Source organism: Roseivirga thermotolerans (assembly GCF_014653175.1).
GTDB classification, from domain to species: domain Bacteria; phylum Bacteroidota; class Bacteroidia; order Cytophagales; family Cyclobacteriaceae; genus Roseivirga; species Roseivirga thermotolerans.
Window position 1 is genome coordinate 858402 of sequence record NZ_BNAG01000002.1, and the last position, 17465, is coordinate 875866.

The 17465-nt window shown below is 44.6% G+C and carries 11 protein-coding genes; 4 read left to right on the forward strand and 7 right to left on the reverse strand.

Annotation, left to right across the window (positions count from 1 at the left end; translation table 11 throughout):
• The first annotated feature begins 50 nt into the window (after positions 1 to 50).
• Positions 51 to 4529 carry a glutamate synthase large subunit gene (gltB, locus tag IE164_RS09620; protein ID WP_189629999.1) on the forward strand — a complete coding sequence of 1493 codons (4479 nt, stop codon included), beginning with the start codon at positions 51 to 53 and terminating at the stop codon, positions 4527 to 4529.
• Positions 4529 to 5974 (forward strand): glutamate synthase subunit beta, encoded by a 1446-nt coding sequence (locus IE164_RS09625; RefSeq protein WP_189630000.1) that lies wholly within the window; start codon positions 4529 to 4531, stop codon positions 5972 to 5974. Before gltB ends, IE164_RS09625 begins: the two co-directional genes overlap by 1 nt.
• Positions 5975 to 6427: 453 nt before the next feature.
• Here IE164_RS09625 and IE164_RS09630 read toward each other — a convergent pair whose 3' ends face one another.
• From IE164_RS09630 to topA, 7 genes are all read right to left on the reverse strand, one after another.
• Entirely contained in the window at positions 6428 to 6847 is a 420-nt protein-coding gene (locus tag IE164_RS09630) for a DUF1801 domain-containing protein (RefSeq protein WP_189630001.1), read from the reverse strand.
• Positions 6844 to 8973: a M48 family metallopeptidase gene (locus IE164_RS09635; protein WP_189630002.1), complete on the reverse strand. Its 2130-nt coding sequence runs from the start codon at positions 8971 to 8973 to the stop codon at positions 6844 to 6846. The genes IE164_RS09630 and IE164_RS09635 overlap by 4 nt, the downstream gene beginning before the upstream one ends.
• 330 nt (positions 8974 to 9303) lie before the next feature.
• Positions 9304 to 10713, reverse strand: coding sequence for an MATE family efflux transporter (locus IE164_RS09640; RefSeq protein WP_189630003.1), 1410 nt, complete (start codon positions 10711 to 10713; stop codon positions 9304 to 9306).
• A gap of 162 nt (positions 10714 to 10875) precedes the next feature.
• Positions 10876 to 11562, reverse strand: a complete 687-nt coding sequence (locus tag IE164_RS09645; RefSeq protein WP_189630004.1) for an SIR2 family NAD-dependent protein deacylase — start codon at positions 11560 to 11562, stop codon at positions 10876 to 10878.
• A 10-nt stretch (positions 11563 to 11572) separates the two neighbouring features.
• A complete protein-coding gene (locus tag IE164_RS09650) occupies positions 11573 to 12115 on the reverse strand; it encodes an HD domain-containing protein (RefSeq protein WP_189630005.1) in 543 nt (180 codons plus the stop codon).
• Entirely contained in the window at positions 12112 to 13086 is a 975-nt protein-coding gene (locus tag IE164_RS09655) for an alpha/beta hydrolase (protein ID WP_189630006.1), read from the reverse strand. Before IE164_RS09655 ends, IE164_RS09650 begins: the two co-directional genes overlap by 4 nt.
• A 70-nt stretch (positions 13087 to 13156) precedes the next feature.
• Positions 13157 to 15472 (reverse strand): type I DNA topoisomerase, encoded by a 2316-nt coding sequence (topA, locus tag IE164_RS09660; protein WP_189630007.1) that lies wholly within the window; start codon positions 15470 to 15472, stop codon positions 13157 to 13159.
• Positions 15473 to 15618: 146 nt separating this feature from the next.
• Here topA and IE164_RS09665 point away from each other — a divergent pair, with 146 nt between their 5' ends.
• Together IE164_RS09665 and speE are read left to right on the forward strand one after the other, a co-directional pair.
• Complete coding sequence (locus IE164_RS09665) at positions 15619 to 16110, forward strand: SixA phosphatase family protein (RefSeq protein ID WP_189630008.1); 492 nt, start codon at positions 15619 to 15621, stop codon at positions 16108 to 16110.
• Positions 16111 to 16178: 68 nt separating this feature from the next.
• A complete protein-coding gene (gene speE, locus IE164_RS09670; RefSeq protein WP_189630009.1) occupies positions 16179 to 17456 on the forward strand; it encodes a polyamine aminopropyltransferase in 1278 nt (425 codons plus the stop codon).
• The last annotated feature ends 9 nt before the right edge of the window (positions 17457 to 17465 follow it).

Here is a 17465-nt window from a genome sequence, read left to right on the forward strand (position 1 = left end):
CAAAGAGCTATCAAATCAACGTAAACGATTGCCAAGTTTAAACGAACAAAATGAGCAAACCCAAAGGACTATATAGAGAAGAGTTTGAGAAGGATGCCTGTGGCATTGGCTTTATTGCCCAACTTAAGAACCAGCCATCGCACAGCCTGGTAGCCGATGCGCTTAAGATGTTGCACCGAATGGAACACCGGGGAGGTGTGGCGGCCGATGATAAGACGGGCGATGGGGCTGGTATTCACACCCAAATACCCCATGCATTTTTTAGCCAACTGGCAGCCAAAGAGGGCGTTGAACTTCCTGACAAAGAGCACTATGGTGTAGCTATGCTGTTTATTCCCTCCTCAAATACTGCTGATTTCTTTAGCTTGCTTGAAGAGGCTCTAACGGAGTTAAACCTGGCGTGCGTATGGAAAAGGAGGGTGCCTACCAACGGAGTAAAACTTGGTGATTTTGCTCGTAGCAACGAACCGGAGGTTTGGCAGTATTTCATAAGGGGAGAGGCCGGCTATGGAATAGATTTAAACAGAAGGCTCTATTTGTTCAGAAAACTGTGTGAACATAAAGCTGCTATGCTTGAGGGCGGAAGAGCATTTTACATGTCTTCCTGTTCGGTACATTCCATAGTTTACAAGGGGGAGTTGCGCACCTGGCAGCTCGATGAATACTACCCGGACCTCTCCGCGCCACACTTTACCTCTGCCTTTGCCATAGTTCATTCGCGCTTTTCAACCAATACGTTACCCGAGTGGCGATTGGCCCAGCCCTTTAGGTATATCGCCCACAACGGAGAAATTAACACCATAAAGGGCAACATAAATAAAATGAAGTCAAGAGAAGCTCTTTTCCGATCGGCCCATTTTAGCCAAGAAGAGCTAAAGGTATTGCTGCCGATATGCCAGGCTGAGTTTTCTGACTCGGCCAACCTCGACATGGCTGTAGAGTTATTAGTAATGGGAGGAAGAGAAATTGAGCGTGTTATGGCCATGCTTATTCCTCCGGCATGGAGAGAAAATTTGGCCCTTAGCCCCGAACTAAGAGCATTTTACGATTACCACGCTACCTTTTTGGAACCATGGGATGGTCCGGCTGCCGTATGCTTTACGGATGGAAACAAAGTAGGGGCCTGCATAGATCGCAATGGCCTTAGACCTACGCGATATACACTAACAGACGATAATCGCCTCATATTTGCTTCAGAAACCGGTATTGTAGAGGTGCCTCCTGAAAATGTATTGAAGAGAGGTAAGCTAAAACCCGGTCAAATGCTACTGGTCAATTTAGTTGAGCACAGTTTTGAAGAAGATGCATCAATTAAAAAACGACTAAGCAGGGCCAGTGACTATATAAGCTGGAACCAAAAGCTAATTATCAATGAGTCCGAATTGGGTGAACCATTCCAATCCAACACCCACCGAGCGGCCCGGCCTGAACCCTCAGACCTCCTTAAGGCCCAGTTGCTGTTCGGATACTCCAAAGAAGACATTAAGTACATACTAAAGCCTATGGTGGCCAGTGGTTCAGAGCCCATAGGCTCTATGGGAAACGACAGCCCATTGGCCGTATTTGCCAGGCGAAATGCTCACCTTTCCAATTACTTCAAGCAGCTTTTTGCCCAAGTGAGCAACCCGGCCATAGACCCCATTCGTGAAAAGGCCGTGATGTCTTTGGCGGTTTACCTGGGGCAATCCAATAATCTACTGGAAGACAATGACCCCACATCTCGAAAAATAGTACTTGAACAACCCGTTCTCACTTCACAGAAACTGGATAAATTAAGGAATGAACCACCTGAAGGGTTCAACAGTCAGTATCTTAAAGCTTGTTACAATCCTCAGAAGTATGCACTCAAAGAGGCTATTGAGCAGAAAGCGAAAGAAGCGGCCCAGTGGGTAAGGGCCGGAGCAAACCTCCTGGTATTGAGTAATAAACCACAGCCTAACCAGCTTTCCATTCCTTCGCTGCTCATTACCGGAGCAGTACATCACCATTTAATCAAAGAAGGCATTAGGGCAAGAGTAAGTCTTATTATTGAGGCCGGAGATGCTACAGAAACCCATCATTTTGCTACGCTTATTGGCTATGGAGCCTCTGCTGTTTGTCCGTATTTGGCTATAGACACCATTCGCTCGCTAATAGAGCCGGAGGAAGAAGAGCAAGCGGTGAGTCAGTATATAAAGGCCATTGGCTATGGATTAAGGAAAATTCTTTCCAAAATGGGTATCTCCACCCTTCAGTCCTACGAAAGCGCTCAAATCTTTGAAATACTTGGCTTGAATGATGAGGTGGTGAACCTATGTTTTAAAGGAACCCCTTCACGTATTGGTGGAAAGGGATTTGAAGAGCTAGAGCAGGAACTAATACAAAATCAGCAGCTCACCCGTTCGGTTACTAACTCCGGAAGTGTATTGGCCGATGGAGGAATATACCAGTGGAGGGTAGAAGGAGAAAAACACCTTTTCAACCCAAAAACCATTCACTTGCTCCAAAAATCAACCCGTTTGAATGATCAGGAGCTTTTCAGAGCCTATTGCAGAGAGATAGATCAGCAAGAAAGTGCCCATGTAACGTTGAGAAGTCTGTTCGACTTCAGGGAATCATCAGCCATTGATTTAAAGGAGGTTGAACCAGCCAGCGAAATAATGAAACGTTTTGCAACCGGGGCTATGTCTTTTGGTTCCATTTCGGAGGAGGCTCACACTACCATTGCCAAAGCCATGAACCTGATTGGAGCCAAGTCGAATAGTGGAGAGGGAGGAGAAGATGCTTCGCGATTCACGCCAGGAAAGGATGGGTTATTGGCAAGATCGTCCATAAAACAGGTGGCCAGTGGCCGTTTTGGGGTTACCACTCATTACCTTATCAATGCCGATGAGCTACAAATAAAGGTAGCTCAAGGAGCAAAACCGGGAGAAGGAGGCCAACTCCCTGGACTAAAAGTTGATGAAAACATAGCCCGGATTAGGCATTCTACTCCGGGTGTAACCCTTATTTCTCCACCACCACACCACGATATTTATTCCATCGAAGATCTTGCACAGCTCATTTTCGACCTTAAAAATGTAAATCCAAAAGCGGAAGTGAGTGTGAAACTGGTAGCAGAGGCAGGAGTAGGAACCATTGCGGCCGGGGTGGCCAAAGCCAACGCAGACACCATACTTATTTCAGGCCACGATGGAGGCACCGGGGCTTCCCCTCTCAGTTCCATTCAACATGCCGGTATCCCTTGGGAAATTGGTCTGGCAGAAGCACACCAAACGCTCATGCGCAATGGTCTGCGCAATCGTATTAAGCTACAAACCGATGGTCAAATAAAAACAGCCAGAGACCTGGCCATAGCCACTATGTTGGGCGCTGAAGAATGGGGTGTAGCCACGGCCGTGCTGGTGGTAGAAGGCTGTATAATGATGCGCAAGTGCCACCTCAATACCTGCCCGGTTGGTATAGCTACTCAACGTCCTGAATTAAGGCGGCTCTTTACCGGTGAAGTAGATCATATTGTAAACTTCTTTAGGCTCATGGCCGAGGAGTTACGCTATATTATGGCCCAATTGGGGGTTAAGACGGTTAATGAACTGGTTGGCCGAACAGACCTACTGGCATTTAATAAGGACAAAGCCATTAGCAAAGGAGGTAGAGTAGACCTCAGTGCACTTTTAGAAAATCCATTAGCTACAGAAGGGGCTCCTCAGCATAAAACAGTACAGCAACCTTCACGAATTGACCACGTGCTCGATGTAAAGCTCATTGAGTTGGCTCAGCCTACCTTTCGCCATGGAGAACGAGTACGGTTCGAACAATTCATTCATAATGAAAACAGAACCACCGGGGCTATGCTTTCCGGTTCTTTTACTCAAAAATTCGGACCGCAAGGCCTGCCGGATGGTACCATTACAGTAGACTTTAGCGGTACGGCCGGGCAAAGTTTTGGAGCTTTTCTAGCCCATGGTATCACCTTTAACCTGGAAGGGGAGGCAAACGACTATGTTGGCAAAGGACTCTCCGGTGGTAAACTGGTAATATACCCTAAGCCGGAAACTACGTGCAAGGCGGCCGATAATGTACTAATTGGCAATGTGGCCCTGTATGGTGCTACCCGAGGAAGGCTCTATGTGAATGGACAGGCAGGAGAACGATTTGCCGTTAGAAATTCTGGAGCCAGTGCAGTGGTAGAGGGGGTGGGCGACCACGCCTGCGAATATATGACCGGAGGCCGGGTAATTGTTTTAGGTGAAACCGGAAAAAACTTTGCAGCCGGAATGTCTGGTGGAATAGCCTATGTATATGCGGCCAACTTTGACTTTCAATCGTGTTGCAATTTGGAGCTTGTTCAGCTCGAATACCCCGAGGAAGATGATTTTAACTTCCTGCATATGATGTTAGAGAAGCATCATCGATACACCAATAGTGTAAAAGCTATTGAACTGTTGAGTCAGTGGCCTTTGGCCAAAGCAGACTTTGTAAAGGTTATTCCTACAGAATATAAAAGAGTAATGGCTCAAAAAAGAGACTTCAAAAATGTGATGGCATAATGGGAGATATACAAGGATTTTTAAGATATGGCAGAGAACCCAAAAACAAACAGGCTGCCAGTCAAAGACTACAGCACTTCAAGGAATTTGTAGAACCCTGGAACGAACAACAATACCATGAGCAAGCCGCCCGCTGCATGGACTGTGGTGTTCCCTTTTGTCATCAAGGTTGCCCATTGGGCAATAAAATACCCGACTTTAATGATGCCGTATATCGTGGGCAGTGGAAGGAGGCCTGGGAGGTGCTCAAGAGTACCAACAACTTCCCGGAGTTTACCGGTCGAATTTGCCCGGCTCCTTGCGAGGCTAGTTGTGTTTTAGGTTTAAACAACGCGGCAGTTAACATAGAGCATATTGAACTCGAAATTGCTGAAAGAGCCTTTCAGGAAGGCTGGGAACATGCCATTGTTCCGTCCGATGATACAGGATATAGAGTTGCTGTGGTGGGTTCAGGGCCTGCTGGTTTGGCAGCTGCGGAAGAACTGCGCAAGCAAGGACATTCAGTAACTGTCTTTGAACGTGATGAAGCCCCCGGTGGGCTTTTGAGATTAGGCATTCCAGACTTTAAATTAGATAAAACCGTAATCGATCGTAGAATAGAACTGATGCAAAGGGCAGGCATTGACTTTTGCTGCGACACTGAGATAGGAAACGATATTAGCGTGACAGAGCTAGAAGAGAGGTTCGATGCTATTGTGCTTTGTGTTGGGGCAACGGTGCCCCGAGACTTACCCATTCCGGGTAGAAGCCTAAGCGGAGTCCATTTTGCCATGGATTTTCTGAGTCACCAGAATCGTTTGATTTCCGGAAAGGTAGATCGGATATCTTCCGAGTTGAATGCCAAGAATAAGAAGGTGTTAGTGATTGGGGGGGGAGATACCGGAGCCGACTGTGTGGGGACAAGCAACAGGCAAGGGGCGCTTTGTGTTACCCAGATTGAACTAATGGAAAAACCACCGGAAGAGCGTACTGTAACCAATCCATGGCCTGAGTGGCCCATGACCTTGAAAACATCAAGTTCGCACGAGGAAGGAGTAGCAAGAGATTGGTCTGTGCTTACCAAACGGTTTATTGGAGAAGATGGAAAGCTCACAGGAGTGGAAACGATAAGAATACGGTGGACAGATAAAGCGAAGTTTCGGTATGAAGAAATTCCCGGTTCTGAAGAGGTGATTGAGTGTGATTTGGCCTTTCTGGCAATTGGTTTTGCGCATCATGAAAAGAGCCTTTCTACCCTGTTTGGCCTTGAGCTAGACCCGAACCGCAATGTAAAAACTACTGGCTTCAAGGCATTAAAAAAGACGGGAGAAACCAGTCGGTCAATGATCTTTGCCGCAGGTGACTGTAGAAGAGGTCAGAGCCTGGTAGTTTGGGCTATTGCAGAAGGTAGAAGAGCGGCAATGGCTGTGAATAATAGCCTTGAGAAGGCCGCTCTGCAAGCGTGAAGATGGCATGACAGAGGCCACTGGTTTTGAAATGAGGTATTTAAAGCACCGGCTAATTTTGCTCAGTTTTTATAGGCGAAGTATAAATAAAGAGGGTTAAGAAGCTCAAAAACCACAGGGCAAAGCCAATGCCCACAGCTGTTTTGGTACTAGCGGAACTTGTGTCGTTTGGTATTTCAGGGATTAGAAACGTGAATAATGAAAAGAGTATTGCCAATGAGGCAAACATTAGCTTTTGGCGGGGATAATTTTTGGAGATAATGAGTCCAATGAAATAGCATGGGTTAGCTAACCAAGCCAGACCAAAGAATGAAAGATCGAAAATTCCTATCCATCCAAGAATCAGGCAATGAAAACCCAATAGGTCATTGAACCAGAAGGCTGGCATAACTAGTGAGACTATGTAGAGAAGAAATGAAATTTCGCTGAGCGTATATTTACCTATGGCTTTCATTAATTGCCCAGTAGTGGAAGGTGTTTAATTTTATGGTAGTTAAGGGCCATTTGTATACAGTGCTTTAGCGCTTTATAAGGAAAAGGGCCAGTTAAAGGTAAAACAATGGATCGGTTACCTTCAAATTGAAGGGCCTGATCATACAGGGTCCTGAAAGTGGGAACCAAACGAGAGGTGCACTTAAAGTATACGGCCACTTTATCGGCTGCTTTTGGTTTCCAGTCCATTCTAACTGTACTGCCTTTTGCGGTCAGATAGCTGGGTTCTCCCCACTTTAGGGTTTCTTCCAATTGGCTTAGACCTTCAATTTCTGTGGCGGCTTCTATTAAAAGACTCCGTAGATTAGACATTCTGAGCCGCACTTCATCAGGATAAGCAGAGAAAACATTTAATACACGCGGGTCTGTTACAATAATCATACAACTACTTTTGGGTTGGGGGCGTAGGCCACTTCGTGCAACTTTATCATTTCAGTCAATGCTTTATTGTAGATTCTGTCCAGCCTGTTTTTGATATCTGCCAACTGAAATCTAAACAGTTGTATTTTTTCAAAGTTGAGTGTGTTTTGGGAGATAAAGGCCAACTGTTCTTTAAGCAGAAAGCTTTTAAGTTTGGTTTCTGAAACATGACTCAAACGAGGAATCTCTACATGATCAGCCTTTAGTAGCAGTTCTTCAATCTGTAAATAAATTTTACGCAAGTCATGAGCTATCATGGCAATTTCACCATCGGTAATGCGCTTCTTGCTAATGATGTGTTGTATTTGCTCCTCCAATTGGTTTTGACAGTCTAGTAGCGTTGAGTAGGTAAGATTTAGTGAACGAATGAACCTGTAGATGCCCAGCAGCTCATCGGTAGATAAATGATTTTCGTTGTAATAGGCTAGTACCTTTGTGAGCACTTTAGTGTCTTCTTGCTTGTACCATTCATGGTCTTTCTCCATAACTTTGACCAACTCAGTATATTCTTTCTTTAGAGCTTCTTTATCCTTTTTAGAGTCATTGGAGGCTTTTAAAGACCATTTCTGATCGACTGTTTCCATAGATTGCACCACCTCAATTATACGATTTTGGTTTTTGGCAATAGCCGCCATCTTCTGTTCAAATTCCTTCCCCCAAAGCTCAACCTCCTCGAGCCCTTTTGAGCCGTTAACAAGGGTTTCCAATTCCTGATCTTCGGGAATATGAATGTTTCGAGAATTATAAAAGCCCAAATAATGTTCAGGAAACTCCCCCTCAGAAAGTTCTTGTTCAATAAACTTCTGAACCTCACTGGCAGGACTAATCTCCTGTGGTTTCTCTCCAAAATATAGGGCATAGAAATTTGAGGTAACTTTTTCAGCCAGTTCATCTTTGTTACCAAACAGAATCCATGGGCTTCGGTCGTCACTGGTACCCTTCACATAGTTCTTCTTGGCATTTCTTTCTCTCAGAAAGTTAGAGGGGTGACTGGCATACATTTGGGGCGCCTCCTTGTCTTTATCTCCTTCAAAAAGCCAATATTCTGATGTATCCGAGTTTTTCAGTCGGTATTCAAGAAGTGTCTCCCGAAAGGCAGGGTGCTTCTTTTTAAAAAAGGAAAAACATTCGGACTGATGATGAAAGATGTTGTTGGTAAAAAGATGCTCATCGCGGGCATCAACCAGCTTAGAAATGACCACATTCATCACTTCAGACGCAGAACCCAACCGATACAAGCCATTGATTATTTGGTTGCTACCGGTTACACTTACGGCCACCAGGTCGGCATTAAATTCCATTTGCCGCAAAAGCGAGGCGTGTAGAGCGTTCAACCCCTTGTATAATAGACTCATGAGGAAACGAACCAGCCAAATAATGGGCATGAGCAGCCACGCAAAAATGGAAAAACGAACGTCTAAAGATTGCCACTTTTCTAATGTTTCGTCCCATTTGTCTCGTTCATACACCATGTCATGAATGATTTTATTGGCCATATATACATAGCTTCCCAGCTTCATGCTGCTTTGTGCAAAATGACCAAACTCATGGGCAATTACCGCTTTGAACTCGCTGAGATTGATACTGTTTACCAGTCCAAGGCCAATCAAAAGGTTTTTGCGGCCGGGAAAAAATAGACTAAAAACAGTGCTGTTGTAGAATACCGAGGCATTGATTTCATGGTTCACAAATATCTTTTTAGGAAAAGGCGCACCAACTTCATCGCTCAATTGCCGGATAAACTGAAAGAGTTTTGGATGGTCTCTTTCCTTTATTTCCACATGGTTAGTACCACTTCCAGAGTTTTTCTTGAAGATAAACTTGAGAAGAAATAAAAAAAGCATGACTGCCATACCTGCCATACCAAACTTGAGTAGCAAGTGCCAATGGTTAAATTTTTTGGGTAGAGGAAAAGTAATGATCTCGTAAATGAGATTGACTGAGCCCACTATCATGGCCAAGTAAACCAGAATAAAGACCAGAATAGCGATAAGGTTGATGAAAATCTGTAAACGATATTGACCGGATAATTTGGTGAGATCATCTTTGAAAGCTTTAGGGCTTTCAGGATAAAACGATTGTGACATGCTTAAAAAAATATAGCATAAAGTATGGAGTTATTGGCAGAATTGAAAGCGATGACAAAGGCAATTGTTCTATGTGGTGTGCTAATGAAAAGGTACTGTCCAACCTCTAATTCTACAGATAGCCTCTCTTTAACGTAGTGAATGCAGCATCAAAAAGTCAAAAAAAGCTCATTCTTAATTTGTTTGTACACAGACGGGCTGATTCTAAAATTCCTCACTATTGAATATCAGAGACTTAAAAACCCCTGAACCTGTCTTGGTTACAGACAGGTTCAGGGTGAGTTTTAATTGACACTTGAGGCAACCTCCGTTTGGTGTGATGAAGCCGGCCTATACCTGAGTGACTTTCCACTTACCTTTCTTAAAAAGAATAATAGAAACCACTGCAATCAGCATTTCTGAAATAGTTATGGCTCCAAAAACGCCAATAGGCCCCCAGTCTAAATAAAGAGCAGCCAGGTAAGCCAGGGGTATCTGAAACAGCCAGAAACAAAAGAAATTAATTATGGTTGGAGTTTGGGTGTCGCCAGCGCCATTAAAAGCCTGAGTAACCACCATGCCATAAGCATAAAACACATAGCCTGCTGTGATTACCTGTAAGCTCAATGCACCGTAAGTGATTACATCGTCCACATCGCTAAACCAACTGATAATTTGTTGGGCCATAAGCAAATACACCAACGATATGAGCACCATAAAAATGGCATTGTACTTACTTGTTTTCCATACCGAGGCTTCTGCACGTTCCGGTTGTTTGGCTCCAAGGTTTTGTCCAACCAAAGTTGCTGCTGCGTTACTCATTCCCCACGAAGGCATAAGGGTAAACATCATTACACGAATGGAAATGGTATAACCAGCCAGCACATCACTACCAAACTCAGACATTATGCGCATTAGAAACACCCAGCTGGAAGTACCAATGAGAAACTGGCCTATACCTCCCAACGATATTTTAATGAGATTGAGCATTACCTTTGCTTTCCACACAAAGTCTCTGATACTCAGTTTTATTCTGCTCCATCCAAAGAAAAGAATGGTAAACTGAGCGATCACTGCCACACCTCGACCAATGGTGGTGGCTATGGCTGCTCCTTCCACACCATAGGCCGGTATGGGGCCCAGGCCAAAAATGAAGATGGGATCCAGAATAATATTGAGACCATTGGAAATCACTAAAGCCCACATAGCCACAGAAGCATCTCCGGCACCACGAAAAATGGCATTGATTAGGAAGAGTAGCATAATGGTAATGTTACCACCTATCAATATGCGGGTATAGCCGTAGCCTTCTTCTATAAGAGAAGCCTCACCACCCATAAGCCCCAAAATTTCTTTGGGGTAAATAATGCCTATGGCACCAATAACAATGGAAATGATAGTGCCGAGAATGATGGCCTGTACGGCCGCTTCAGCAGCGCCTTTTTTGTCTTTCTCGCCAGTTCTTCTGGCCACTACCGCTGTTGCCGACATACTTAGACCAATGGCCAGAGCATACAGCAGCGTAATTACCGATTCGGTTAAACCCACAGTAGCTACGGCATTTACAGATACTCTTGAAACGAAAGCTATATCGACCAGGGCAAATGTAGACTCCATGAGCATTTCGAGGATCATGGGTACAGAAAGCATGAAAATGGCTTTTCTAATGCTACCGGTGGTGAAGTCTTCTTCATTGCCGCGTATGGCAGCAATTAGGTATTGAAAATACCTCTTGAATTTATTTTGAGGAATAGATGTCATTGTTGAGAATTATGAAAAGTAAAAAGTAAAAAAGAGTAGGCGACCGGGAGATTATCCCAGGTTCAGAACCAGTGCACGGACGGCAAGTATGGTAGATGTAATTCTCATAAAATCATGATGTTTGCAAAGCAAAACTAATTTTCCAAAAAGTCCTAAAGAAAATTAGGTTTTGAGTAATATTTCTTTCAGGTGTTGCATTCCGGAAGACGCTTTGTCTTCAATATAACTTACTTCTCTGCCCAAATAGGAGGGTGGTCGTTTAGGGTCTACCAAATAAATCGGGCAATGAGCCGGAGTGTATTGCACCAAACCAGCTGCAGGATAAACCTGCAAAGAGGTGCCAATCACAAGAAAAACATCGGCATTTACAGTTTCTTCAATAGCCGGGTCCATCATGGGAACTGCTTCGCCAAACCACACAATATTTGGTCTGAGCTGACTGCCTTTTTCGCAAAGGTCGCCAATGTTTAGCTGCCAGTCGTCTAGCGTGTATACAAGGCGCTCATCAATGCTGCTGCGCGATTCAAACAATTGACCATGCAGGTGGATGACATGGGTTGAGCCGGCTTTTTCATGCAGGTTGTCTACATTTTGAGTAATTACTGTGACTTCAAAATGCTGTTCTAATTCGGCCAATATTTTATGGGCTGCATTGGGCTGTGCATTGAGGGCTTGCTTTCTACGTTCGTTGTAAAACTTGAGCACCAACTCCGGGTTTCGTTGCCATGCCTCGGGAGTAGCCACTTCAGTTACATCGTGCCCTTCCCAAAGGCCATCAGAATCGCGGAAGGTCTTAAGGCCGCTTTCCGCACTTATTCCGGCTCCTGTCAATGCTACCAGTTTCTTCATACTGCAAGAGTTAGCCAATGCCCAGCTCCACTTTGTTTTTCTCCAAAACGTTAATAATAAATTGGATATGGTCGTCTAGTTCTACTCCTAAAAGCTTAACACCTGTTTCTATTTCGTCTCTTTCTACTTTAGCTGCAAAGCTCTTTTGCTTGAGTTTTTTCTTAACCGATTTGGGAGTCAGCCCGTCAATTCCTTGTGGTCTTACCTGGCAGCAGGCTATAATAAATCCGGTGAGTTCATCGCAGGCCAATAGTGCTTTATCAAGCAAGGTCTCATAGCTCACACCCCATTTGGTATAGTGGGCAGCTATGGCATGGGCCATTGTGTCTTCGCCTTTCTCTCTTAACAGGGCCACAATTTTATGAGGGTGTTCTTCAGGAAATGCCTCGTAGTCAGCATCATGGAGCATGCCCGTTATTGCCCATTGCTCCGCATCCTCGCCAAAATGCTCTCCATAAGCTTCCATAACCAGCTCTACACTTCGGGCATGTCGCAGTAGGCTTTCAGTCTTAGTCCAGTTTTCGAGTATAGTTCTTGCTTCTTTTCTGTTCATTTGAGGTGTTTTTCGAAAAAGGCTACGATGGTTTCTTTGAGTTCTTCGTTCAGTGGTAGATCCGGGTTTGTATAAGATGCCATGTTTTTATTCTTATCAGCCGGAGCATTCTTAAGAATGTGGTTCATACCATCAATTACTTTGAGTTCTGCCCTTTCATTGGCAATCTGCAAGCGTTGGGCATCATCTACGGTCACTTGTAAGTCGGTGCTGCCCGCCACCACCAATATTGGGATTTCGAGTTTTTCCATTTCAACCAATGGGTCGTACTTCATCCATGAAATCATGAAGGGCTGTACGCTCGGCCTGAAAACGCTGAGCAAATAGGGCGGTATATTTTCAACGGTTTTGCCTTGCTCCAATTGGGCAAAAATGCTTTTGGCTTCTTCTACAATGTTCGATGGGTTGAAGGGGTTGGACTTGATTTGGAGCATAATGGTTTCATCGATAGTAAGGGATGGCCCGGCCAATGAGGCAAAAGCTTTAACACCAGGCTCTTGAGAAATTCGCATACCAATTAGCGAACCCTGCGAATGCCCAATTACTCCAATATTCATAAAGCGTTTGTCTTTTGACAGGTAGTGAAGCCAAGCGCGGGCATCGTCTACAAAATCTTCAAAAATAAGTTCGCTTTCAGAAGTAGGAGTATGGTTGCTTAGACCAAGGCCTCGTTTGTCGAATCGTAAGGAGGCAATGCCATTGGCCGCAAGGGTTTCGGCCAACAACTTGAGGGAGTTGTTTTTGCCTTCTAAGGCTGCCGAGTTGCCATCTTTATCGGTTGGTCCTGAACCCTGAATGATTAGTACTACCGGTAGTTTCTTTTTAGAGCCTTCAGGAAACATAATGGCTCCGCCCAGTTCATGGCCTTCATTTTGGATATGAACCATCTCTTCCTCGAATCGTTGTGCGTGGTTGAGGAATGGGCTAAGGATTAAGATCAGAAAGATTGAAAATGATATCAGTCTGCTCATAGTCGATCAGTTAGAAAGCTAATGATTTCAATGGAGACTTAAAACAATAAGTAGGCCAATGGGGCCAATGTTACTTCTTTCGGCCTCTGCCTTTTTTGGCAGGCGCATTGGCCGCCAGTTCCAGGCACTCTTCCAAAGTCAACTCTTCTGCTACTTTGTCTTTCGGAATTTTCACATTTTGTTTTCCAACCTTAATATAAGGTCCCCATCGCCCATTAAGTACTTGTACGTCAGGGTTTTCATCGAAGGTTTTGATGAATTTCTCGGCATCGGCTTTTCGCTTGGCTTCTATGAGTTCAATGGCTGTAGTTTCATCGATACTGAGCGGGTCATGTTCTTTACCCAGGGATACAAACTTGTTATCGTGACGGAGGTAGGGGCCAAACCGGCCAATGGCAGCCGTAATGGCTTTGCCTTCAAATTCACCTACCTGCCTAGGTAGTTTAAAAAGCTCAAGAGCGTCTTCTAAGGTAATACTCTCTATGAATTGCCCTTTTTTGAGGCTTGCAAATTTCGGTTTTTCCTCACTGTCTTCACTTGTTTCTCCAATCTGAACCAATGGCCCAAATTTACCTAAACGTGCAATTACGGGTTTGCCAGATTCCGGGTCTATGCCTAACTCTCGGCTGCTTCCAACATCGCTGCGCTTAATCTGTTCGGTTTGTTCAACCGTTTGGTGAAAACGACCATAGAAGTTCTTAATCATTTGATCCCAATTTTGAGATCCGCTGGCAATTTGGTCGAATTCCTCTTCTACATTGGCAGTAAAAGAGTAGTCAATTACATTGGGGAAGTGGTCAACCAGAAAGTCATTCACCACCATGGCAATGTTAGTAGGGAATAGTTTGGATTTTTCTGCTCCTGTAATTTCGGTCAATGTGTTGGTGTTCAGTTGGTCATTTTTAAATACCAGCTCTTTGTAGTTACGTTCTACACCATCGCGATTTTCTTTAAGAACATATTCTCGTTTTTGTATGGTAGAAATGGTCGGTGCGTAGGTAGAAGGACGACCAATACCCATTTCTTCCAGCTTTTTTACCAAACTGGCTTCAGTATAGCGGGCAGGAGGGCGTGTAAACCCTTGCCGGGCCTTCATAAACTCTAGCTGAAGCGACTGCCCCACGGTGAGCGGAGGCAGCATGCCTTTAGCTTCTTCGGTCTGGTCATCATCGTCTGTCGATTCGATGTAGACCTTCAGAAAGCCCTCAAATACAACTACTTCACCTTGAGCAACAAGCTTTTCGCTATTGGTAGAAATACCAATAGTTACGGTTGTTCGCTCAAGTTGAGCTTCGGCCATTTGTGAGGCAATGGTTCGCTTCCAAATAAGCTCATAGAGCCTTTTTTCGTTGTAATCTTTTCCTGCCGAATGTGCCGAAAAATCGGTTGGTCTTATAGCTTCGTGAGCCTCCTGAGCCGATTGCGATTTGGTTTTGAACTGCCTTCTTTTGGCATAAGCTTCTCCAAAAGCCGATTTAATTTCGCTGAGCGCACCCGAAACGGCTTCTTCAGAAAGGTTCACCGAGTCCGTTCTCATATATGAGATTTTACCGGCCTCGTAGAGGCGTTGGGCGAGTGTCATGGTTTGCGATACGGAAAAGCCCAGTTTTCGGCTGGCCTCTTGCTGCAGGGTAGAGGTGGTAAAAGGTGCTGCAGGAGATCGCTTTGCCGGTTTTTTATCGAGCGATTCAATAGTGTAAGAAGCTCCTTTGCAACTTTCCAGAAAAGCCCTGGCTTCTTCTTCAGAATCGAACCGTTTAGGGATTTCTGCTTTCAGTTCTTTGCCGTCTATATCAAAGATGGCCGACACTTTGAAGAAGGAGTTTACCTCAAACTGATCTATTTCTCTCTCTCGTTCTACCACCAGCCGTACGGCTACTGACTGTACCCGGCCGGCAGAAAGTCCTCGTTTAATCTTTTTCCAGAGCACGGGAGAAAGCTCATAACCTACCAGACGATCGAGAATTCTACGAGCTTGTTGTGCATTTACCAGGTCCTCATCAATGGTGCGAGGATTTTCCAGAGCCTTCTGAATAGCCGACTTGGTAATTTCCCTGAAAACGATTCGCTTGGTATGACCTTCTTTAAGCTTTAAGGCCTCTTTGAGGTGCCAGCTAATAGCTTCTCCTTCGCGGTCATCATCACTGGCCAGATAGATCATTTCGGCTTCTTTAGCCAGTTTTTTAAGGTTTTTTATGACCTCTTTCTTGTCGGCTGTAACCTCGTAGGTGGGCTTAAAACCATTTTCAATATCAATGGCTTTATCTCCTTTGGGTAGGTCGCGTACGTGGCCGTAGCTCGATACTACCTTGAAGTCTTTTCCAAGGTATCCTTCTATAGTTTTGGCTTTGGCCGGTGACTCGACAATGACAAGATTTTTCGACATATTCAGGCTAGATTTAAAATTCCGATCGCTTCAAAGATGCGTATAAAACTTTCAAAAAAACAAGCGAAATAAGTTTTCGCCCTATTTTGCATGTATCAATTCAACGGATTGTTCGTTGATGGTCACATAACTGAAGAACTATCTAAATGGTTAGAAATTTATTGCTTATTCGGCACGCAGAGGCCGAGTTTCCCGATGAAAAGAAGAGAGATTTTGATCGTAAACTTAGTGGCAACGGACAAAAGCAGGGTATAATTCTGGGAGGTTACATAAAACAGTTGCCTTTTCAACTAAATGCTATTTATCACAGTCCTGCCCTTAGAACCTTACAAACCAGCCAGCATATTTGTGCCGCACTTACTGAGGTGCCCCGCTTAATGGATGCAGAAGAACTGTATGAAGCAACTGGTAATCTAATGAAGGCTTTTGTGAACAGAATGGATGATAATTTTGAACATGTAGCCATTGTGGGGCATAACCCGGGTATTTCTGATTTGTACTCCTTTCTTAGCGGTAATTATGAGCCTTATGCTCCAGCCACCTGCGCATGGCTTACTTTTGAAGCGGAAAGCTGGGCCCATGTTTCAGGCCATATGGCCATTCAGAAAGACTTTTACTATCCCGGTCAGGCTTCCTGAAAAGCCGTGGCGCTATTAATTTCAAAAATCCTTGCCTTTGAAAAGAAGGAAGGTCTTATTTTTGGCGCATGGCATCATTAGGAAGACACATTATTGTTGAATATTATAACTGTTCTCCAGAGGCACTGAACGATGTGGTTCACATAGAGCAGAGCATGGAAAATGCAGCCGAAGAGGCTGGCGCAACCATCATTAACTCCACCTTTCATCACTTTTCACCCTATGGCGTAAGTGGTGTGGTTGTAATTCAGGAGAGCCATTTGGCCATACATACCTGGCCGGAATATGGCTATGCATCGGTAGACCTCTTTACTTGTGGAGATACCGTAAATCCATGGGTTTCTTATCAAATGCTAAAAGATGCGTTTGAAGCCGGTCATGGTTCGGCTGTGGAGTTGAAGCGTGGAGAAATGGCATTGCTCAAAAGAAGAAACTTTGAAGTAAAAGCCATGCGCGATGAAAGAAGTGCAGAAGATGGGAGCCCAATAAGAACCCGTGATGTATGGTTTACCGAACGCGATGATAAAATAGCCCTTTCATTAAAGCATGATGGAAAGCTTTACGATGTTCAGTCGGATTATCAGCGAGTGGCCGTTTACAATACGCAGGCTTATGGTAACATGCTCACTCTTGATGGTATGGTTATGACCACCGAAGTGGATGAGTATGTATACCACGAAATGATTAGTCATGTGCCCTTACTCACTCATCCCGATCCAAAACGGGTATTGATTATTGGCGGAGGCGATGGTGGTACGGCCAGAGAGGTGCTCAAACATAAACAACTGGAAGAAGTGGTAATGGTAGAGATTGACGATAAGGTGATTGAGGCCAGTAAGTTGCACTTACCCAGTATATCGCAGAGCCTCGATGATCCTAAGCTGAACCTCATTGTTGACGATGGAATTAAGTATGTGAATGAAGCGGCCGATGGCAGCTTTGATTTGGTTATTGTAGACTCTACCGACCCGGTGGGGCCGGCAGAAGGATTGTTTTCCGTGGACTTCTACAAAGAGGTTTATCGTATTTTGAGCGATGACGGCATAATGATTACTCAAAGCGAATCACCAAGGTTCAATAGCAAGGTGTTCAAAGAGATATATCAGACCTACAGGGGTATTTTTGGACAGGACAAGGTGCATTGCTATCTGGCCTATATTCCTACTTACCCAACCGGTATGTGGTCGTTCAGCTATAGCTCTAAGGGCAAGGCGCATCCGCTCAAACAAAAGAGCAAAGAAGAGGTAGAGGCTTTTGCCCAATCGGCAAAACTGAAGTACTACAATGCGGACTTACACCAGGCAGCCTTTGCTTTGCCAACCTTTGTTCGTGATATGATTGGGTAAGCCACTTGC